The sequence below is a fragment of the Pseudomonas sp. C9 genome (genome assembly GCF_002000165.1).
Taxonomy (GTDB): Bacteria; Pseudomonadota; Gammaproteobacteria; order Pseudomonadales; family Pseudomonadaceae; genus Aquipseudomonas.
In genome coordinates, this window is sequence record NZ_MPAK01000001.1 from 2,707,061 (window position 1) to 2,727,399 (window position 20,339).

Here is a 20,339-nt window from a genome sequence, read left to right on the forward strand (position 1 = left end):
TGGGAGCGGGCTTGCCCGCGATGGCGGCGTAACAGTCAACCTGGATGTTGAATGTTATGACCTCATCGCGGGCAAGCCCGCTCCCACAGGGTTATCTTTTGGCTTCAGATCCGGGTTACTGCTTTTCCAGCACCCACTTGCGATCACCCGGCGTGAACGAAGGCATCTCGTCCGCCTGTGCCGCGTTCATCGTCTGGAAAATCTCCAGTTCGTCACCCTTGCGAGCGAAGATCCAGGTATTGCCCTGACCGTTCAACTGCAACCAGATATTGTCGTTGCCGCCGCTCATCGACGCGCAATCACCGGCCAGGCACAGGGCATAGCGGTCTGCGCCGGGCAGGCCGGCAACCTGGCCGTCCGCCTGGAATTGCACGGTATTGCCTTCGCCGGGGCCGCTGACGATTTTCCAGCTGCCGCCCATGTAGGCCGAGTACAGCGAACGTTCGAAGCTCGCGCCAATCGGTGCGCCCTCCGGAACCTGAATCTGCGCGCGGTCGAAGACTTGCGCAGGCTCATTGTCACTGGCGATCTGGCTCAGTCGCTTGCCGTCACGCTTCAGCTCGCTGGCGGAGCTGCCATAAAAGTCGACTTTCCAGGCGCCGGACTGTTCGCCCAGCAGCTTGCCTTCGACATTTTCAAATCCGTTGGTGTAGCGGGCCTGTCCGGCCTTGGTGTTGATGTCCCATTCCAGGTTCGGGCCATAGGCCTGGAGCGCTTCACGCAGGGGGCCGCCTTTGGCTGCAGCGTCGATCGCCACCTGATTGATCCAGGTGCCGCTGACGTCACGGTCGGCAGGGTTGCTGGCACAACCGCCCAAGAGTAGGGCGACCAGCGAGAGAGCTAGCGCTTGGCGCATGGTGGAATCCTTTCAAAACAAGATCGGCGCAGCCTTTTGGGGCTGCGCCGTGCGTATTACTCGATGACCAGAATGGCGTCCATCTCAACCTGCGAACCCTTTGGCAGGGCAGCCACGCCGATGGCGGCGCGGGCAGGGTAAGGCTGGTCAAAGTACTTGCCCATGATCTCGTTGACCTTGGCGAAGTGGCTCAGGTCGGTGAGGAAGATGTTCAGTTTGACGATGTCCTTGAACGAACCGCCAGCCGCTTCGGCCACGGCCTTGAGGTTCTCGAACACCTGGACGGTCTGGGCTTCGAAGCCTTCAACCAGTTCCATGGTTTTTGGGTCCAGAGGAATTTGACCCGACATGTAAACAGTGTTGCCAGCCTTGATCGCCTGGGAGTAAGTACCGATGGCGGCCGGGGCCTTGTCGCTGGTGATAACAGTCTTGGTCATGAATGACTCCTTGTAATAGTGGGCTTTACGCACGCATGCGGGTGATGCGAATCACACCGGTCAAGGCACGCAGTTTCTTGATCACGCGAGCCAGGTGCACACGGTCGTGCACGCTGACCACCAGTTGGACCACGCTGATACGACCGTCGCGTTCGTCCATGCTGATTTTTTCTATGTTGCCGTCGGCCGCATTGACGCTGCTGGCCAGCAGCGCGATCAGGCCGCGCTGGTGTTCCAGTTCGACGCGCAACTCGACGTTGAATTCGCCGGTGACATCCTTGGCCCACGAGAGCTGGATGCATTTTTCCGGGTTGTGGCGGATTTCGCTGATGTTGCGGCAGTTGTCCAGGTGCACGACCATGCCTTTGCCCGCTGACAGGTGACCGACAATCGGGTCGCCCGGGATCGGTGTGCAGCACTTGGCGTAGCTGAGTACCAGACCTTCGGTGCCGCGAATCGCCAGCGGGCCTTCCGGGCTTGGCAGCTGCTCGCCTTCGCCAAGCAGGCGGCGGGCGACCACATAAGCCATGCGATTGCCCAGGCCGATGTCTTCGAGCAGGTCTTCGATCAGTTCCAGGCGGTACTCGGCAAGCATCGCCGTGACGCGCTCGGGATGGATTTTTTCCAGCGAACTGTCGAAGCCGTTCAGCACCTTGTTCAGCAGGCGTTCGCCGAGGCTGATGGATTCGGAGCGGCGTTGCAGTTTCAGCGCATGGCGGATGTGCGTACGCGCCTTGCCGGTGACCACAAAGTTGAGCCAGGCCGGGTTCGGACGTGCGCCGGGGGCGCTGACGATCTCGACCGTGGAGCCGCTTTGCAGCGGTTCGGACAGCGGTGCGAGACGACGATTGATCCGACAGGCGATGCAGCTGTTGCCCACGTCGGTATGCACCGCGTAAGCGAAGTCGACCGCCGTGGAGCCTTTGGGCAGCTCCATGATCCGGCCTTTGGGCGTGAACACGTAGACCTCGTCCGGGAACAGGTCGATCTTCACGCTTTCGATGAATTCCAGCGAGTTGCCGGCGCGTTGCTGCATTTCGAGCACGCCTTTGACCCACTGGCGGGCGCGGGCATGCGTGCCTTTTGGCTGTTCGTCGCCGCTGGATTTGTACAGCCAATGGGCGGCGATGCCGTTGTTGGCCATCTCTTCCATTTCACGGGTGCGGATCTGGATCTCGATCGGTACACCGTGCATGCCGAACAGCGTGGTGTGCAGCGACTGGTAGCCGTTGGCCTTGGGGATTGCGATGTAATCCTTGAAGCGCCCCGGCAACGGTTTGTACAAATTATGCACAGCACCCAACACGCGGTAGCAGGTGTCGACCTTGTCGACGATGATCCGGAACGCGTAGACGTCCATGATCTCGTTGAAGGCCCGACGCTTGCCGCGCATTTTCTTGTAGATGCCGTAGAGGTGTTTCTGGCGACCGCTGACCTCGCCCTGAATGCCGTCGATGGCCAGGCAGTGGCTGAGGGACTCTTCGATCTTGTTGACGATTTCCTTGCGGTTGCCCCGGGCGCGTTTGACGGCCTGGTTGATCCGCGCGGAACGCATCGGGTGCATGGCCTTGAAGCCGAGGTCTTCGAACTCTATGCGGATGGCGTGCATGCCCAGCCGGTTGGCGATGGGCGCATAGATTTCCAGGGTTTCCTTGGCGATCCGCCGGCGCTTTTCGCCGGACAGCACTTCCAGGGTCCGCATGTTGTGCAGGCGGTCGGCCAGTTTGACCAGGATCACGCGAATATCGCGCGCCATGGCCATCGCCATTTTCTGGAAGTTTTCGGCCTGGGCTTCGGCTTTGGTCTCGAAGTTCATCTGGGTCAGTTTGCTGACCCCGTCGACCAGTTCGGCCACGGTTTCGCCGAACTGCGCTTGCAGCGCTTCCTTGGCAATACCGGTGTCTTCGATCACGTCATGCAGCATTGCGGCCATCAAGCTCTGATGGTCCATGTGCATGTCGGCAAGAATATTCGCCACTGCAAGAGGATGCGTGACGTACGCCTCACCGCTACGGCGGCGTTGACCGTCGTGGGCTTGTTCGGCGTAGAAGTACGCTCGGCGGACCAGGTTGACCTGGTCCTTGCCGAGATAGGTCGATAAGCGATCGGCGAGGGCGTCTATGCTCGGCATGATAATTCCTGCCGTTCGCTGTGACCCCGCGCCGTGCTACGTCGACCAGGCATGGCTTAGACGGCCTCGTTGGACTCGTCCTCGAACGCTGCGAACAGCGGTTCGTCTTCGACGATTTCAGCGTTGGCGATGAACTCGTAGCTCATCAGGCCTTCCGCGATTTCGCGCAGGGCTACAACGGTAGGCTTGTCGTTTTCCCACTGAACCAGGGGCTCTTTGCCGCCGGTGGCCAGTTGACGGGCACGCTTGGTAGAGAGCATGACCAGCTCAAAGCGGTTTTCCACGTGTTCTAGGCAGTCTTCAACGGTTACGCGGGCCATGGTATTCCTCGGAGCGAATGCAATATGCGCGCTGCCCGGTTGGGCGAGCGGACTCAACAGTTTAAAAAATCACCAGCGATTAGGGAAGCGCTGATTTTTTGACCAGACCCTTCAACGCGCTGCAAGTACCAATGTAAAGCCCTTGCAGCAGTTTTGGGAAGAGCTGATTAGCCGAGCAATTCGGCCAAAAGTTTTCCGTTACGCTGCTGCTGACGCTTCTGATGCAGCTGATTGGCACGGAAAATCGCCTTCAGATCATGCAGTGCGTGAGCGAAATCGTCGTTGATGATCAGGTAGTCGTAGTCGACATAGTGGCTCATCTCGCTGACGGCTTCGCGCATCCGGCCGTCTATGATCTCGTCACTGTCTTGGCCACGGTTGGTCAGGCGCTGATGCAAGGCTTGAAGCGACGGCGGCAGAATGAAGATCGAACGCGCCTGAGGCATCAGCTTGCGCACCTGCTCGGCACCTTGCCAGTCGATTTCCAGAATCAGGTCGTGGCCTGCGTCCAGGGTCTGTTGCAGGTGGCTTTGCGAGGTGCCATAGAGGTTGCCGAACACTTCGGCGCGCTCCAGGAAGTCCCCGTGCTCGATCATCTTCACGAACTCTTCGCGCGTGACGAAGTTGTAGTTCACGCCATTCACTTCACCGGGACGCATGGCGCGGGTGGTGTGGGAGACCGAGACGCGGATCTCTTGATCATCGTCGGTCAGGGCCTTGACCAGACTGCTCTTGCCCGCGCCCGAAGGCGCGGAAATGATGTACAGGGTGCCGGTGCTGTGGGTCATGTCGGGGTTGCCTTACTCAATATTCTGCACTTGTTCACGCATCTGCTCGATCAACACTTTGAGGTTGACCGCAGCCTGGGTGCTGCGCGGGTCGAAGGCTTTGGAGCCCAGTGTGTTGGCTTCGCGGTTGAGTTCCTGCATCAGGAAGTCCAGGCGCCGTCCAGCAGCGCCACCGGATTTGAGGACCCGGCGAACTTCGATGATGTGAGTGCTCAGGCGATCCAGTTCTTCGGCCACATCGCTCTTTTGCGCGAGCAGGACCATTTCCTGCTCCAGTCGCTGCGGGTCCAGATCGGCCTTCATGTCGGCGAAGCGGTCGAGGACTTTCTGGCGCTGTGTGGCAAGCATCTGCGGGACCAGTTCGCGCAGGGTGACGACGTCTTCTTCAATGGCGGTCAGGCGATCGTTGATCAGCCGTGCCAACTCCGCGCCTTCGCGTTCGCGGCCGGCCTTGAGTTCTTTCAGGCCTTCGTTGAACAGCGCCAGCGCTTCGGCATTCAGGGCTTGCGGGTCGGTGGCGTCGCCTACCAGCACGCCTGGCCAGGCCAGCACTTCCAGCGGGTTGAGCGGCGCAGGATTTTTGATCAGGCTGGCAATCGTCTCGGCGGCGGCGACCAGTTGTGCGGCGCGCTCGCGGTCCACTTGCAGGGGTTTGTCGGTGTTTTCTTCGGTGAAGCGCAGGGTGCATTCAAGCTTGCCCCGGGAGATTCCCTGGCGCAGGGCTTCGCGGACCGCACCTTCGAGGTCGCGAAACGACTCCGGCAGGCGCAAGTGCGGCTCCAGGTAGCGGCTGTTGACCGAGCGCAGTTCCCAGCTCAGGGTGCCTTGGGTGCCGGCTTTTTCAACGCGGGCGAAGGCGGTCATGCTGTGCACCATGGAGGTACCTCGCAAGTCGGGTCAATGCGTTACCAAGGGTGTCGCAGACCCGATATCTGTGAATTAAAGCCGACAGGCAGCAAAGGCGCAGGATTGTAGCGCAGTGGGGCGGATGCGCCCAAACACACGCTGTGACAAAAGGCGGCAGGCCGTCGGTAAAGCGCTGTTCAGGGCCTTCGGTCGTCGGCCAAATTTTTTAGAAGTGCCCAGTCGTGGCCGACGGCTCTATAATGCTCCGCAGTTTTCCGTCCCCGTACAGGTATTCCCTATGAAACGTCCAAGTGGTCGCGTTGCCGATCAGCTCCGCTCGATCCGCATTACCCGCAACTACACCAAACACGCCGAGGGTTCTGTACTGGTCGAGTTCGGTGACACCAAAGTCATCTGCACCGTCAGCGTCGAAAACGGCGTGCCGCGTTTCCTCAAAGGTCAGGGCCAAGGCTGGTTGACCGCCGAGTACGGCATGCTGCCGCGCGCCACCGGCGAGCGTAACCAGCGTGAAGCGAGCCGTGGCAAGCAAGGCGGCCGTACCCTGGAAATCCAGCGTTTGATCGGTCGTTCCCTGCGCGCGGCGCTGGACATGTCCAAGCTGGGCGATGTGACCCTGTATGTCGACTGCGACGTGATCCAGGCTGACGGCGGCACCCGTACCGCGTCCATCACCGGTGCCATGGTTGCGCTGGTCGATGCCTTGAAAGTGATCAAGAAGCGCGGCGGCCTGAAAGGCGGCGACCCGCTCAAGCAAATGATCGCTGCCGTTTCGGTGGGTATGTATCAGGGCGAACCAGTGCTCGACCTCGACTACCTGGAAGACTCGGCTGCCGAGACCGACCTCAACGTGGTGATGACCAGTACTGGCGGTTTCATCGAAGTTCAGGGCACTGCCGAAGGCGCACCGTTCCAGCCTGAAGAGCTGAACGCTATGCTGGAACTGGCGAAGAAAGGCATGAACGAGATCTTCGAACTGCAGAAGGCTGCACTGGCCGACTGATTGGACCCGCACCAGACAAGGAGGACGGTATGAGTGACGAGCAACAGCTGCTTCCCACGCCGAGCAAAGAAGTTCGGCAGTGGGCAATGTTTTGTCACTTGTCCGCCTTGCTGGGGATCTGGATTCCGTTCGGCACGCTGATCGGCCCGCTGATTCTCTGGCAGATGAAACGTGAGATGGACCCCTTCGTCGATGCGCAGGGCAAGGAGGCGCTGAACTTTCAGATCACCGTCGCCATTGCCTCCACTATCTGCTTCCTGTTGATGGTGGTGATCGTGGGGTTCTTCCTGTTCGGTCTGGTGGCGATTGGCGCGTTGGTGCTGACGATTATTGCGGGCGTGAAGGCCAACGAAGGTTTTCCTTATCGCTATCCGTTCACCTGGCGGTTGATCAAGTAACGAGCTGGCATCCCCGTTGGAAGTTGCAGCAAACAACGCTTTAAAACAAATGCCCTGACTTGTCGGGGCATTTGTATTTTTGTAATTCAATTAACTTATCCAGTCTGTACCGTCGGTGATATCGGCGATCACCAGAGGCCACAAGTATTTACCCACTATCGCTCTTACATCTTTAGTCACAACTGCAGTGCCTCAACACTGGCTATGTCCTTGGCAATGGGACTTGGCGATTGATAAAGTTGCCCCAAGTAATATTCCTCCAGAAATATTTCGATATATTCAGGCCATCGAAGGTCCTTGAATTTAAATGCAATCAGTGTTGAGAACTTCAGCCGATTCAAGAGGCGTGCTCAGGTAAAAAGTTCGCCTCTGAATATATAGCCAAGAATAATCCCAATGATTCAGCTCGATTTTTATGGAACGCTTGTGGCTGCCTCCTTAGTGCTTTTGCTGGGGCGCGGTCTTGTTACACGTGTTGGTTTTCTGCGCAATTACAATATCCCCGAGCCAGTAGCCGGCGGTCTCGTGGTTGCCCTGGTTCTCCTGGTATTGCGAACTCTGGAGATTGAAGTCCGCTTCGATACTTCACTGCAAACTCCCTTGATGCTGGCGTTTTTCGCCACCATCGGCTTGAGTGCAGACTTCGCCAGCCTGAAGAAGGGAGGTCGCGTCGTGGGGATATTCCTACTGGCGGTCACCGGACTTCTGGTGGTGCAGAACGCCATGGGCATCGGCCTCGCCAAAATGCTGGGGCTCGATCCGTTGATGGGGCTGCTGACGGGCTCGATCACCTTGGCGGGCGGCCACGGTACGGGCGCAGCATGGGGGGCGGTATTCAGGGAGAGATACGGTTTGGCTTCCGCCTCTGAGCTGGCGATTGCTTCTGCGACGTTTGGTCTGGTGCTGGGTGGCTTGATTGGTGGCCCGGTTGCGCGCCTGCTGATCAAGCGTGTTCAGGTGCCCGGCTGCAACAACCAGGAAGCACCGCGGTTGCCAAAAGGTTTTGAACAGCCGAACAAAGAGCGTTCGATTACGCCATTTTCGTTTATCGAGACCCTCGCTCTGATCGCGGTCAGTCTATTGGCCGGCAATCTGCTGAATGGCGTACTGCAAGGGACTGCCTTTGAGTTGCCGACGTTTGTGTGCGTCTTGTTCGTGGGGGTGGTTTTACGCAACGGGCTTTCAGCGCTTGGCTTGTATCAGGTGTTTGAGCGTGAAGTCTCGGTGTTGGGGAATGTCAGCCTGTCGCTGTTTCTGGCGATCGCCCTGATGTCGCTCAAGCTGTGGGATCTGGCCTCTCTGGCCTTGCCGTTCTTCATCATCCTGGCGGTGCAAACGTTGGTCATGGCGCTGTTCGCGATTTTCGTGACATTCAGGGTTATGGGCAGTAACTACGATGCGGCAGTGCTGGCGGCGGGGCACTGTGGTTTTGGGCTGGGTGCCACGCCTACTGCCATCGCTAACATGCAAGCGGTGACACAACGCTACGGACCTTCGCAGATAGCGTTTCTGGTAGTGCCAATGGTGGGGGCTTTCTTCATCGACATCATTAATGTGATCGTGATCAAGTTGTACCTTGCGCTGCCGTTCTTTGTCGCTGTTTGAGGTGTGAGCCACATTCAGCGAGCGTTCCCCCCCTTTGACTGGCGCATAAAAAATGCCCGTATCTTGCGATACGGGCATTTTTTTTTCGGTCGACAGCGACACGGCGCTTAGATGGTTAGCGTCCAGTCGTAGTCCACGATCAGCGGTGCATGCTGCGAGAACCGTGGCTGACGTGGCAGACGTGCGCTGCGAACAAAGCGGCGCAGACCCGGGGTCAGCAACTGGTAGTCGAAACGCCAGCCCAGGTTGAGCATCTCAGCCTGTTCGTTATCTGGCCACCAGCTGTACTGGTCGCCTTCACGGCTGACTTCGCGCAGGGCATCAACATAACCCATATTGCCGACAATCTCGTCCATCCAGGCACGCTCAGGTGCCAGGAAGCCCGGGGATTGCTGGCTGTCGCGCCAGTTCTTGATATCCAGCTTTTGTTGCGCCACGTACAGCGAGCCACAGTAAATGTACTCGCGACGTTTGCGCCGCTGTTTATCCAGATAACGGGCGAAATCGTCCATTAGCTTGAACTTCTGGTTCAAGTCTTCATCGCCGTTCTGCCCCGAAGGGAGCAGCAAGGTCGCGATGCTGACCTTGTCGAAATCGGCTTGCAGGTAACGCCCGTAGCGGTCGGCCGTCTCGAAGCCGAGACCGCTGATGACTGCCTTCGGTTGCAACCGCGAATACAAAGCCACGCCACCTTGGGCGGGGACTTCGGCATCGCAGGCATAAAGGAAGTAGCCATCCAGTTGGAAGGCTGGATCGTCCAGTTCAAAGGCGGAGGCGCGGGTGTCCTGCAGGCAGATGACGTCGGCATTCTGTGCTTGCAGCCAACTGAGCAAACCACGCTCGACTGCAGCCTGAATACCATTGACGTTCACACTGATGATCCGCATAAATGGCCCCAAAAATCGCGTGCGTGTATGATACACGGCGTCAACCTAATTAGCTAAATCCGTGGTATTTGGGGTTTTTTGCATGCAAGCGTATCAGCGCGATTTCATTCGTTTTGCCATCGATCGCGGCGTTTTGCGCTTCGGTGAGTTCACCCTGAAGTCCGGGCGTACCAGTCCTTACTTCTTCAATGCCGGCCTGTTCAACTCGGGTTCGGCACTTGCACAGCTGGGTCGCTTCTACGCGGCAGCCATCGTCGAGAGCGGCATTTCGTTCGACGTGCTGTTTGGCCCGGCCTACAAAGGCATCCCGTTGGCGGCGACCACTGCGGTGGCACTGGCTGAACATCATGACCGTGATCTGCCATGGTGCTTCAATCGCAAAGAAGCCAAGGCCCACGGCGAAGGCGGTAGCCTGGTCGGTGCACCGCTGACCGGCGATGTGTTGATCATCGATGACGTGATCACTGCAGGGACCGCGATTCGTGAGGTGATGCAGATCATCGCTTCCCAGGACGGCGCCAAGGCCAAGGGCGTGCTGATCGCCCTGAACCGTCAGGAGCGTGGCAACGGCGAGTTGTCGGCAATCCAGGAAGTCGAGCGTGACTTCGGTATCCCTGTCATCAGCATTGTGTCGTTGAACCAGGTGCTGGAATTCCTGGCAGACGATCCGCAGCTCAAGCAGCATTTGCCTGCCGTAGAAGCCTACCGCGCCCAATTCGGCGTCTAGCACTGACCTGTAGGAGCAAGGCTTGCCCGCGATTGATACGCCGTGGTGTCTCTGATGCACCGCGTTATCGTTCATCGCGGGCAAGCCTTGCTCCTACAGGGATCGCAGGCAAAAAAAGACCCCGCTCAGCCAGGCTGAGCGGGGTCTTTTTGTATTCGCAATCGCTTAAGGGCGCTTGCGATTGCTGATCAAGGTGCCCACGCCGGTATCGGTGAAGATTTCCAGCAGGATCGCGTTAGGCACGCGACCATCGATGATCAGCGAGCTGCCCACGCCGCCTTGCACCGCTTCCAGCGCGCAACGGATTTTCGGCAGCATGCCGCCGTAGATGGTGCCGTCGGCGATCAGATCGTCGACCTGTTGGGTGGTCAGGCCGGTCAGGACCGTCCCCGATTTGTCCATCAGGCCAGCGATGTTGGTCAGCAGCATCAGCTTTTCAGCTTTCAGTGCTTCGGCAACTTTACCGGCCACCAGGTCAGCGTTGATGTTGTACGACTCACCGTTGGCGCCGACGCCAATCGGCGCGATCACCGGGATGAAGTCACCTTTGACCAGCAGGTTCAGCAGGTCAGTGTTGATGCCGACCACTTCGCCGACGTGGCCGATGTCGATGATTTCCGGCTGGGTCATCTCTGGGGTCTGGCGGGTGACGGTGAGCTTCTTCGCACGAATCAGCTCGGCGTCTTTACCGGTCAGGCCGATGGCGCTGCCGCCGTGACGGTTGATCAGGTTGACGATGTCCTTGTTGACCTGGCCGCCCAACACCATTTCCACCACGTCCATGGTCGCGGCGTCGGTGACGCGCATGCCATCGACAAAGTGGCTTTCGATCGACAGGCGCTTGAGCAGGTCGCCGATTTGCGGGCCGCCACCGTGAACCACCACCGGGTTGATACCCACGGCTTTCATCAACACGATGTCGCGGGCGAAGCCGGTTTTCAGCTCCTCGCTTTCCATCGCGTTACCGCCGTATTTGATCACCAGTGTCTTGCCGACATAGCGGCGAATATAAGGCAGCGCTTCGGACAGGACCTTGGCGGTGTTGGCGGCGGCTTCGCGTTCGAGGGTCATTCAGGGCTCCGGGTGAATCAGAACGGTAGTTGGAGATCAGGTGCAACACGCTTCAACTGGACATGGAAGACGTCCTTGATGCGCTGCAATTCAGCCTCGTCATCGGCCTCGAAGCGCAGCACCAGCACCGGTGTGGTGTTGGATGCGCGCACCAGGCCCCAGCCTTTGGCGTAGTCGACTCGCACGCCGTCGATGGTGGTCAGGTCAGCGCCTTCGCCCCACGTCGCATCGTGCAATGCATCAATGATGCTGAATTTGCTCTCTTCGGTCACATGGATATTGATTTCCGGCGTAGAAATATCGTTCGGGAAGGTCGCAAACAGCTCTTCGGCCGATGATTTTTCCTTGCTGAGGATCTCCAGCAACCGCGCGGCGCTGTAAATGCCGTCGTCGAAACCGAACCAGCGCTCCTTGAAGAAGATGTGCCCGCTCATTTCGCCGGCCAGCAGTGCGCCGGATTGTTTCATTTTCTTTTTGATCAACGAATGACCGGTCTTCCACATTAGCGGCCGACCACCGTATTCCTTGATCAGCGGAACCAGGCGGCGGGTGCATTTGACGTCGAAGATGATTTCCGCGTCCGGGTTGCGCGCTACAACGTCGCGGGCGAACAGCATCAGCAGGCGGTCCGGGTAGACGATGCTGCCGGTGTTGGTCACCACGCCAACGCGGTCGCCATCGCCGTCGAAGGCCAGGCCCAGGTCGGCGTTGGTTTCCTTGACCTTGGCGATCAGGTCCACGAGGTTTTCAGGCTTGCCCGGGTCCGGGTGGTGGTTGGGGAAGTTGCCGTCGACTTCGCAGAACAGCGGGATGACTTCGCAGTTCAGCGCTTCGATCAGTTGCGGGGCGATCACGCCGGCCGCGCCGTTGCCGCAGTCCACGACGACTTTCAGGCGGCGGGCCAGTTTGATGTCCTGGACGATTTCGGTGTTATAGCGGTCGAGGATGTCGACCTTGGTGACGCTGCCTTTGCCGCTGCTCAGGTTGTTGGTCTTGAGGCGGTCGTGCAGGGCCTGGATCTGTTCGTTGGCCAGTGTATCGCCGGCGATGACGATCTTGAAGCCGTTGTAGTTCGACGGGTTGTGGCTGCCGGTCAACATCACGCCGGACTTGCCCGCCAGCACGTTGGCGGCGTAATACAGCGCCGGCGTTGGTACCAGGCCAACGTCGCTGACCTGGCAGCCGGCGTCGACCAACCCCTTGATCAGTTGCTCGACCAGTTCCGGGCCAGACAGGCGGCCGTCACGGCCAACCGAAACATTGGGTTCGTCCTGAGCCAGGCTTTGGGCGCCGATGGCACGGCCGAGCCAGTAGGCCGTTTCAGCATTCAGAAATTCCGGGACGGTGCCGCGGATATCGTAGGCGCGGAAAATGCTGTCGGGGAACTTGGGGGCGATGTGGGCTGGGCTGTTCATCTGTGGAAATGCTCCATCTCGAAAGTGGCTGGACAGACCGGCGAATCATTCGTCGGCAGGCTCAAACTGAAGGGTATGACGGTGTTTTCCACAGAGAGTTCGTGGTGCGAAAAGGCCATGCCAGTGATGTCAGCGGTGATTTGGCCGGCCAATGCCTTGATTTTCAGCGGTAAACCTTCCAGATGAATGTTCAACTTTCAGAGCAAATGGGGCGAGGGAGCAAGTCCCTCACCATCCTGTTGCCTGTTTTTTGATCAGTGGCTACCGGAGTGACCGAAACCGCCCGTGCCGCGCTGGGTTTCGACGAATTCTTCGACCATCTCGAAATGCGCTTGCACCACAGGTACCAGAACCAGCTGGGCCAGACGCTCGCCAATGACCATGGTGAAATCGGTCTGGCCACGGTTCCAGCAGGACACCATCAATGGGCCTTGGTAATCGGAGTCGATCAAGCCGACCAGGTTGCCCAGCACGATGCCGTGCTTATGGCCCAGGCCAGAGCGCGGCAGGATCAGTGCCGCCAGGCCCGGGTCGCCGATGTAAACCGACAGGCCGGTCGGGATCAGCACGGTTTCACCCGGCTTGATCACGATGTCTTTTTCCAGCATGGCGCGCAGGTCGAGGCCGGCGGAGCCTGGGGTGGCGTATTGCGGCAGCGGGAATTCAGTACCGATGCGAGGGTCGAGGATCTTGGCTTGCAAAGCGTGCATGTAAATTAAACCTGGTTCAGACGTTCGGCGATAAAAGTGATCAGCTGGCGAGCAATCTTGCTCTTGCTGGTCTGGGCGAAAAGTGTGGCGTGAAGCTCACGGTCGATCACGCTGCAGGCGTTTTCTTCGCTGTTGAAGCCAATGCTCGGGTTGGCGACGTCGTTGGCGACGATCAAATCGAGGTTTTTGTCTTTCAACTTGCGGGCAGCGTAATCGAGCAGGTGTTCGGTCTCGGCGGCAAAACCGACACTGAACGGGCGGTCGGGGCGTGTGGCGATGGTGGCCAGGATGTCCGGGTTGCGCACCATTTGTAGCAACAAGCCGTCGCCGTTCGTAGGGTCTTTCTTGAGTTTCTGTGGGGCGACCACTTCCGGACGGTAGTCCGCGACCGCTGCCGAGGCGATGAACAGGTCGCAAGGGATCGCGGCTTCGCACGCGGCGAGCATGTCGCGGGCACTGACTACGTCAATGCGCGTAACGCGATCCGGCGTTGGCAGGTGCACCGGGCCGGTGATCAAGGTCACGCGGGCGCCGGCTTCCACCGCGGCTTCGGCCAGGGCGAAACCCATTTTTCCGGAGCTGTGGTTGGTGATGTAGCGCACCGGGTCGATGTTTTCCTGGGTCGGGCCGGCGGTGATCAGTACGTGCTTGCCAGTCAGCGCCTGGCGCTGGAAACAGTCCGCCGCGCACTGCGCGAGGTCGGTGGCTTCGAGCATACGGCCCAGGCCAACGTCGCCACAGGCCTGGCTGCCGGAGGCCGGACCGAAGGTTTTGATGTCGCGGCTTTCGAGGATTTGCAGGTTGGCCTGGGTCGCCGGATCGCGCCACATGGCCTGGTTCATCGCCGGGGCAACGGCGACCACGGCGTCGGTGGCCAGCACCAGCGTGGTCAACAGGTCGTTGGCGATGCCTTGGGCCAGGCGCGCGATCAGGTCGGCGGTCGCCGGGGCGATCAGCACCAGGTCTGCCCATTTGGCCAGCTCGATGTGGCCCATCGCCGCTTCGGCTGCCGGGTCCAGCAGGTCCAGGTGCACAGGGTGCCCGGACAGGGCCTGCATGGTCAGCGGGGTGATGAACTCGGCACCGCCACGGGTCATGACCACGCGCACTTCGGCGCCCTGGTCCATCAGGCGGCGAACCAGGTCGGCGCTCTTGTAGGCAGCGATGCCGCCGCCGACGCCCAGAACGATGCGTTTCCGATACAGCCGCTGCATAGGTCTGCCTTTCATTTCGTTGATGACAGCAGGGCGATACCCCCTCCCCAGGAGTGAAATCGCCCGCAAAAAAGATGGGCTACGATATCACAGCGACCGCAATGGAACAGCGGCGCCCACAGACAGGGAAGGTGCTATGAGTATTCGTGATTGGCCGGCGGCGGAGCGGCCGCGGGAGAGGTTGTTGGAGTTGGGCTCGGCAAGTCTTTCGGACGCAGAGTTGCTGGCGATTTTTTTACGCACTGGCGTTTCAGGTAAAAGCGCGGTGGATCTGGCGCGACACCTGCTGAATCAGTTTGGCAGCCTGCGCTCATTGCTTGAGGCCGATCAGGTCGCCTTCAGCAGGCAATTGGGGCTCGGGCCAGCGAAATTCGCTCAGTTGCAAGCAGCGCAGGAGATGGGCCGGAGGCATTTGGCCGAGCGCGCACGTCAAAAGTCAGCGTTGGAGAACCCGCAGGCCGTTCGGGATTACCTGAAATCGATGCTGCGCCACGAGCCTCACGAGGTATTTGGCTGTCTGTTTCTGGATTCCAAGCATCAAGTGCTGACCTTTGAGGTGCTGTTTCGCGGCTCCATCGACAGCACCAGCGTCTACCCGAGGCAAGTGGTTAAGCGCGCGTTGGCCCACAACGCCGCAGCGTTGATCCTGTGCCACAACCATCCGTCGGGCAATCCTGATCCGAGTCAGGCAGATCGGCTGCTGACCAAGCGCCTGCAAGAGGCATTGGATTTGATTGACGTGCGGGTGCTCGACCATTTCATCATCGGTGACGGCGAGCCGTTGTCGATGGCTGAGTACGGCTGGATGTAGCGGGGTCGACGAACACAAAACCCCTGTGGGAGCGAGCTTGCTCGCGATAGCGTCGTGTCAGTCAACCCATTCAGTCACTGAAAGGACGCCATCGCGAGCAAGCTCGCTCCCACAGGTTTTGTGTCGGGGTGGGCTACTTGAGGTTGACCTTCGAGTAATCCTGGCGGCCAAACGGACTAACGGAGTAACCCTCGACATCCTTGCGTGTCAGCGCGAAAGCCGTCGGGTGTGCCAGCGGCAACCACAGCGCCTGTTGCTGAATCTGCGCCTGCGCCTGTTCGTAGAGCTTGGTGCGCACGCCTTGCTCGCCGGTGGTCTTGCCGGCGCTGATCAGCTTGTCCAGATCCTGATTGCAGTAGCGCGCGAAGTTGGTACCCGACTTGACCGCCGCGCAGGAAAACTGCGGCGTGAGGAAGTTATCCGGGTCGCCGTTGTCGCCAGCCCAGCCCATGAACAGCAGGTCGTGCTCGCCGGCCTTGGCGCGGCGGATCAGTTCGCCCCATTCGATCACGCGGATTTCGGCCTGAATGCCGATTTCCGCCAGGTCGGATTGCAGCAATTGCGCGCCGAGGCTGGGATTGGGGTTCAGCAAGCTGCCGGAAGGACGGGTCCAGATGGTGGTCTGGAAGCCGTCCTTGAGCCCGGCCTTGGCCATCAACGCCTTGGCCTTTGCAACGTCGTGCGGGTAACCCGGCAGGGCTTTGGCGTAGCTCCAGGTGTTCGGCGGGTAGGGGCCGTTGGCGGGCTCGGCGGTGTCCTCGAACACGGCTTTGATGTAGTTGGCCTTATCGAAGGCGAGGTTGATTGCCTGGCGCACTTCCGGCTTGTCCAGCGGTGGATGCTGGCTGTTGATGCCAACGAACGCGGTCATGAAGGCGTCAGTCTTTTCGACTTTAAGCGTCGGCTCTTTCAGCGCGGCCTGTACGTCCAGAGGTTTGGGTGACAGGGCGATCTGGCATTCGTTGCGCCGCAATTTCTGCAGGCGTACGTTGGCGTCCGGGGTGATTGCGAAGACCAGAGGGTCCACCGAAGGCTTGCCGCGGAAGTAATCCGGGTTGGCCTTGTAGCGAATCGAGGCGTCTTTCTGGAAGCGCGTGAAAACGAATGGGCCGGTGCCGATGGGCTGGCTGTTGAGCTTCTCGGCAGCGCCGGCCTTCATCAGCTTGTCGGCATACTCGGCGGAATAGATCGAGGCGAACCCCATGCTCAATGTGGCGAGGAACGTCGAATCCGGGTGGTCGAGGGTGAATCGTACGGTCAGTGGGTCCAGCGCGTCGATTTTCTTGATCAGTGCCGGCAACTGCATCGATTGCGCGTGGGGGAAGCCACTCTGGGCGACTTTATGCCACGGATTGGCCGGGTCGAGCATGCGCTCGAAGCTGAAGATTACGTCTTCAGCGGTCAGTTCGCGCGTCGGGCTGAAGTATTCAGTAGTGTGGAATTTCACGTCCGGACGCAGTTTGAACACGTACGTCAGGCCGTCGGGCGTAACTTCCCAGCTGTCCGCCAGGCTGGCGACCACTTTGCCGCTGGCCGTGTCGAAGTCCACCAGGCGGTTCATCAGCACGTCGGCCGAGGCGTTGGTGGTGGTCAGTGAGTTGTATTGCACCACGTCGAACCCTTCGGGGCTGGCCTCGGTGCAGACGCTAAGCGCCGCGGCATGGGCCAGTGGGCTCAGCAGGAGAGGGGCGAGCAACAACGGTAGGGCAGCGAGGCGCATGGTCGGATTCCTTTACAGATCGAAGGCCCATCTGCAAGTGCAGTCTGGAAAAGGCTTACCCTAGTGGGCTCTTTTGCAAATGACTATCCCCTTTTTCATTTTAAGGGGAGTATGTGCGATTGTTTTCAGTGCGCACCGGCTGAGAAGAACCCTGGATTGGCCGGTTGGCCGATTCTCTGCGACGAGCGGTCTTTGGCGACGATAGCCTTTATCCAAGGCGCTCGTGGCCCGAAAAACCGGGTTTTTATTTAGTCTGTGCACACGGAATGTTGTTGCTCTTCAGTCTTTCTGGTATAAAGCAGCGCTCTTTTCTAGGGGCCCGGTTCCTTCACTGTAGGTGTAGCCGGTAAGACCTCTAAAGAAACGCGGCGCCTGGCGCCAAATGACTGAGAGATTAAGCGGCCAACCCATGCCGGGTTGGGCATGTGGTTTTAGAGGGCTGAGGCATGTCGAGAGTATGTCAAGTTACCGGTAAGGGTCCGGTGACTGGGAATAACATTTCCCACGCAAACAACAAAACCCGTCGTCGTTTCCTGCCGAACCTGCAGCATCACCGCTTCTGGGTTGAAGAAGAGAAACGTTTCGTGCGTCTGCGCGTATCTGCCAAAGGCATGCGTATTATCGACAAGCGTGGCATCACTGTCGTGCTGGCCGAAATCCGCAAAGCCGGCAAGATCTAAGGGAGCTAATCATGCGTGAATTGATTCGTTTGATTTCGAGCGCCGGTACTGGTCACTTCTACACTACCGACAAGAACAAGCGTACTACCCCGGACAAAATCGAGATCAAGAAATTTGATCCGGTTGTTCGCAAGCACGTGATCTACAAAGAAGGCAAAATCAAGTAATTGATTTTTCTCTCTTACGAAAAAGGCCCGTATCGCGAGATACGGGCCTTTTTTGTTGTCTTTGGAATGGCGGTCAGCCGCAGATGAGTTCCAGGATCTCGTCGCGGTCATTGACCAGGACCCTCACGCGATCTGGTTTAGGCAAGAGGTTGAACATATCCTCAGACCTTTCCAGTCGATGCTTTTGCACACCAGCAGCCAAGCGAATAGCGTCCAGCGTTTCAGAGGTGGCCACTTGGCCGATAGCGAATTGTGCGGAGTTGATGTTGCATTGATCAGGCATGACGCATCCTTGCTTGTTAAGCGTTGAGACGCTCGAGAGCCAAGAGCCGGCGACACACCCTGTGTCGCCACTGGCTTTGACGTTGAATGGCTCGGCGCTGTCCAGAAGCATCGCTCAGGAGGACTGACCGTGTCCTATCTGTATAGTGACCGTCTGTTTCAACTCAAGCCTTCTGTTCAAACGCCACGTAGATCTTGCGGCAAGGCTCCAGCACTTCCCAGGTGCCTTTGAATCCGGCAGGGATCACGAAGCGGTCACCTGCGCGCAGGGTTTTGCTGTTACCGTCGCTGTCACGCAGCACCGAGACACCCTGCACGATTTCGCAGTATTCGTGTTCGGTGAAGTTCACGGTCCACTGGCCGACGGCACCTTCCCAAACGCCAGCATTCAACTGTCCGCAAGGGCTGTTGTAATGGTTGTATACCACTTGTTCCGGGTCGCCCTTGAGGACTTTAACCGGGTCCGGCCGATAGCGCTCGGGCGCGGTCGTGGCCTGGCTGAAGTCGACGACATCCTGGATATTCATTGTTGTAATTTCCCGTGATTGCCTGAAAAGCCCAAAGTCTATGTTTATTAAAATGAACATCGCAAGGCCGTTTGACGGCCTTATGTCAAATATATTGAAACTTCACCTGCCGCTGGTTTAGGGTGGGGGTTGCCTTGGGCCGAAAAGCAGGCTGGCCGGGCAGAATTCCTGACAGCGCCCGCGAAGACCGCGCAGCGTTCGTATTCAATAAGAGGAGGACACTCGAATGACCACCCTGACTCGTGCCGATTGGGAACAACGGGCTCGCGATCTGAAGATCGAAGGCCGCGCTTACATCAATGGTGAATACACCGACGCCGTCTCCAGCGAGACCTTCGAGTGCATCAGCCCGGTCGATGGCCGTCTGCTGGGCAAGATTGCCAGCTGTGACGCCGCCGACGCCCAGCGCGCGGTTGAAAACGCCCGCGCCACTTTCAATTCCGGTGTCTGGTCGCGCCTGGCGCCGACCAAACGCAAAGCCACCATGATCCGTTTCGCCGGCCTGTTGAAGCAGAATGCTGAAGAGCTGGCGCTGCTTGAAACCCTGGACATGGGCAAGCCAATCAGCGATTCCCTGTACATCGACGTTCCCGGCGCGGCGCAAGCCCTGAGCTGGAGCGGCGAAGCCATCGACAAGATCTACGACGAAGTCGCCGCCACCCCGCACGATCAGCTCGGCCTGGTGACGCGCGAGCCGGTTGGCGTTGTTGGCGCCATCGTGCCGTGGAACTTCCCGCTGATGATGGCGTGCTGGAAACTCGGCCCGGCGCTGTCGACCGGTAACTCGGTCATCCTCAAGCCGTCGGAAAAATCGCCGCTGACCGCCATTCGTATCGCTGCGCTGGCCGTTGAAGCCGGTATCCCGAAAGGCGTACTGAACGTGCTGCCAGGTTACGGTCACACCGTCGGCAAGGCCCTGGCCCTGCATAACGATGTCGACACACTGGTGTTCACCGGTTCGACCAAAATCGCCAAGCAACTGCTGATCTACTCGGGCGAGTCGAATATGAAGCGCGTCTGGCTCGAAGCCGGCGGCAAGAGCCCGAACATCGTGTTCGCCGATGCACCGAACCTGCAGGAAGCGGCCGAAGCCGCTGCCGGCGCAATCGCCTTCAACCAGGGCGAAGTCTGCACCGCCGGTTCGCGCCTGCTGGTGGAGCGTTCGATCAAGGATAAATTCCTGCCACTGGTGATCGAGGCCCTGAAAACCTGGAAGCCAGGCAACCCGCTGGACCCGGCGACCAACGTCGGCGCGCTGGTTGATACCCAGCAGATGAACACTGTGTTGTCCTACATTGAGTCGGGTCATGCCGACGGCGCCAAACTGGTGGCCGGTGGCAAGCGCACGCTTCAGGAGACGGGCGGCACTTACGTTGAGCCGACCATTTTCGACGGTGTGAGCAACGCGATGAAAATCGCCCAGGAAGAAATCTTTGGCCCGGTGTTGTCGGTCATCGCTTTCGATACCGCCGAAGAAGCCATTGCGATCGCCAACGACACGCCATACGGCCTCGCCGCTGCGGTGTGGACCAAGGACATCTCCAAGGCTCACCTCACGGCCCGCGCACTGCGCGCCGGTAGTGTTTGGGTTAACCAGTACGACGGCGGCGACATGACCGCTCCGTTCGGTGGCTTCAAGCAGTCGGGTAACGGCCGCGACAAGTCGCTGCACGCGTTCGACAAGTACACCGAGCTGAAGGCGACCTGGATCAAGTTGTAATCAGTA

At 59.0% G+C, this 20,339-nt stretch carries 21 protein-coding genes and 1 pseudogene; 8 read left to right on the top strand and 14 right to left on the bottom strand.

The window, feature by feature from the left end:
- Positions 1-115: 115 nt before the first annotated feature.
- The 6 genes from BMS17_RS12615 to BMS17_RS12640 all read right to left on the bottom strand — a co-directional run bounded on the left by BMS17_RS12615 (position 116) and on the right by BMS17_RS12640 (position 5,408).
- The gene (locus BMS17_RS12615) at positions 116-856 is read right to left on the bottom strand and encodes a hypothetical protein (protein WP_046030692.1); all 741 of its coding nucleotides are present in this window, start codon (positions 854-856) and stop codon (positions 116-118) included.
- Positions 857-912: 56 nt separating this feature from the next.
- The gene (locus BMS17_RS12620) at positions 913-1,293 is read right to left on the bottom strand and encodes a RidA family protein (RefSeq protein WP_003229509.1); all 381 of its coding nucleotides are present in this window, start codon (positions 1,291-1,293) and stop codon (positions 913-915) included.
- A 25-nt stretch (positions 1,294-1,318) separates the two neighbouring features.
- Positions 1,319-3,424: a bifunctional GTP diphosphokinase/guanosine-3',5'-bis pyrophosphate 3'-pyrophosphohydrolase gene (gene spoT, locus BMS17_RS12625; RefSeq protein ID WP_046030690.1), complete on the bottom strand. Its 2,106-nt coding sequence runs from the start codon at positions 3,422-3,424 to the stop codon at positions 1,319-1,321.
- Between the two features lie 56 nt (positions 3,425-3,480).
- Positions 3,481-3,744 carry a DNA-directed RNA polymerase subunit omega gene (gene rpoZ, locus BMS17_RS12630; RefSeq protein WP_003177259.1) on the bottom strand — a complete coding sequence of 88 codons (264 nt, stop codon included), beginning with the start codon at positions 3,742-3,744 and terminating at the stop codon, positions 3,481-3,483.
- A gap of 167 nt (positions 3,745-3,911) precedes the next feature.
- The gene (gene gmk / locus BMS17_RS12635) at positions 3,912-4,532 is read right to left on the bottom strand and encodes a guanylate kinase (RefSeq protein WP_046030688.1); all 621 of its coding nucleotides are present in this window, start codon (positions 4,530-4,532) and stop codon (positions 3,912-3,914) included.
- Positions 4,533-4,544: 12 nt separating this feature from the next.
- A complete protein-coding gene (locus BMS17_RS12640) occupies positions 4,545-5,408 on the bottom strand; it encodes a YicC/YloC family endoribonuclease (protein WP_046030687.1) in 864 nt (287 codons plus the stop codon).
- 268 nt (positions 5,409-5,676) lie between these two features.
- On the opposite strand from BMS17_RS12640, the gene rph reads away from it, so the two are divergent.
- From rph to gltS, 3 genes are all read left to right on the top strand, one after another.
- Positions 5,677-6,399 (top strand): ribonuclease PH, encoded by a 723-nt coding sequence (gene rph / locus BMS17_RS12645; protein WP_046030686.1) that lies wholly within the window; start codon positions 5,677-5,679, stop codon positions 6,397-6,399.
- A 29-nt stretch (positions 6,400-6,428) separates the two neighbouring features.
- Entirely contained in the window at positions 6,429-6,797 is a 369-nt protein-coding gene (locus tag BMS17_RS12650; protein ID WP_046030685.1) for a DUF4870 domain-containing protein, read from the top strand.
- Positions 6,798-7,193: 396 nt separating this feature from the next.
- Positions 7,194-8,402 (top strand): sodium/glutamate symporter, encoded by a 1,209-nt coding sequence (gene gltS, locus BMS17_RS12655; protein WP_046030684.1) that lies wholly within the window; start codon positions 7,194-7,196, stop codon positions 8,400-8,402.
- Positions 8,403-8,509: 107 nt separating this feature from the next.
- On the opposite strand, the gene BMS17_RS12660 is transcribed toward gltS, so the two are convergent.
- Positions 8,510-9,289 (bottom strand): exodeoxyribonuclease III, encoded by a 780-nt coding sequence (locus BMS17_RS12660; protein ID WP_003176915.1) that lies wholly within the window; start codon positions 9,287-9,289, stop codon positions 8,510-8,512.
- A gap of 82 nt (positions 9,290-9,371) precedes the next feature.
- Between BMS17_RS12660 and pyrE the strand changes: the two genes are divergently transcribed.
- On the top strand, positions 9,372-10,016 hold the full coding sequence (gene pyrE, locus BMS17_RS12665) for an orotate phosphoribosyltransferase (RefSeq protein WP_046030683.1): 645 nt from the start codon (positions 9,372-9,374) through the stop codon (positions 10,014-10,016).
- Between the two features lie 165 nt (positions 10,017-10,181).
- Here the strand turns inward: pyrE and argB are convergent, their stop codons facing one another.
- From argB to coaBC, 4 genes and pseudogenes are all read right to left on the bottom strand, one after another.
- On the bottom strand, positions 10,182-11,087 hold the full coding sequence (gene argB, locus BMS17_RS12670) for an acetylglutamate kinase (protein ID WP_046030681.1): 906 nt from the start codon (positions 11,085-11,087) through the stop codon (positions 10,182-10,184).
- Between the two features lie 17 nt (positions 11,088-11,104).
- Positions 11,105-12,481, bottom strand: a pseudogene (locus BMS17_RS12675) (phosphomannomutase/phosphoglucomutase); the annotation flags it as partial.
- A gap of 275 nt (positions 12,482-12,756) precedes the next feature.
- Positions 12,757-13,212, bottom strand: coding sequence for a dUTP diphosphatase (dut, locus tag BMS17_RS12685; protein ID WP_046030675.1), 456 nt, complete (start codon positions 13,210-13,212; stop codon positions 12,757-12,759).
- Positions 13,213-13,217: 5 nt separating this feature from the next.
- The gene (gene coaBC / locus BMS17_RS12690; protein WP_077431033.1) at positions 13,218-14,426 is read right to left on the bottom strand and encodes a bifunctional phosphopantothenoylcysteine decarboxylase/phosphopantothenate--cysteine ligase CoaBC; all 1,209 of its coding nucleotides are present in this window, start codon (positions 14,424-14,426) and stop codon (positions 13,218-13,220) included.
- Positions 14,427-14,562: 136 nt separating this feature from the next.
- On the opposite strand from coaBC, the gene radC reads away from it, so the two are divergent.
- Positions 14,563-15,237, top strand: coding sequence for a DNA repair protein RadC (radC, locus tag BMS17_RS12695; protein ID WP_046030672.1), 675 nt, complete (start codon positions 14,563-14,565; stop codon positions 15,235-15,237).
- A 133-nt stretch (positions 15,238-15,370) separates the two neighbouring features.
- Here radC and BMS17_RS12700 read toward each other — a convergent pair whose 3' ends face one another.
- The gene (locus BMS17_RS12700; RefSeq protein WP_046030671.1) at positions 15,371-16,957 is read right to left on the bottom strand and encodes an ABC transporter substrate-binding protein; all 1,587 of its coding nucleotides are present in this window, start codon (positions 16,955-16,957) and stop codon (positions 15,371-15,373) included.
- A 446-nt stretch (positions 16,958-17,403) separates the two neighbouring features.
- Between BMS17_RS12700 and rpmB the strand changes: the two genes are divergently transcribed.
- A complete protein-coding gene (rpmB, locus tag BMS17_RS12705; RefSeq protein WP_007894701.1) occupies positions 17,404-17,637 on the top strand; it encodes a 50S ribosomal protein L28 in 234 nt (77 codons plus the stop codon).
- Between the two features lie 11 nt (positions 17,638-17,648).
- Positions 17,649-17,804 carry a 50S ribosomal protein L33 gene (gene rpmG, locus BMS17_RS12710; protein WP_007894709.1) on the top strand — a complete coding sequence of 52 codons (156 nt, stop codon included), beginning with the start codon at positions 17,649-17,651 and terminating at the stop codon, positions 17,802-17,804.
- Positions 17,805-17,877: 73 nt separating this feature from the next.
- On the opposite strand, the gene BMS17_RS12715 is transcribed toward rpmG, so the two are convergent.
- Both BMS17_RS12715 and BMS17_RS12720 read right to left on the bottom strand, forming a co-directional pair.
- A complete protein-coding gene (locus BMS17_RS12715) occupies positions 17,878-18,087 on the bottom strand; it encodes a hypothetical protein (RefSeq protein ID WP_046030666.1) in 210 nt (69 codons plus the stop codon).
- Between the two features lie 163 nt (positions 18,088-18,250).
- Positions 18,251-18,613 (bottom strand): cupin domain-containing protein, encoded by a 363-nt coding sequence (locus tag BMS17_RS12720; RefSeq protein WP_046030664.1) that lies wholly within the window; start codon positions 18,611-18,613, stop codon positions 18,251-18,253.
- Positions 18,614-18,839: 226 nt separating this feature from the next.
- Between BMS17_RS12720 and BMS17_RS12725 the strand changes: the two genes are divergently transcribed.
- On the top strand, positions 18,840-20,333 hold the full coding sequence (locus BMS17_RS12725) for an aldehyde dehydrogenase (RefSeq protein WP_046030662.1): 1,494 nt from the start codon (positions 18,840-18,842) through the stop codon (positions 20,331-20,333).
- Positions 20,334-20,339: the final 6 nt, after the last annotated feature.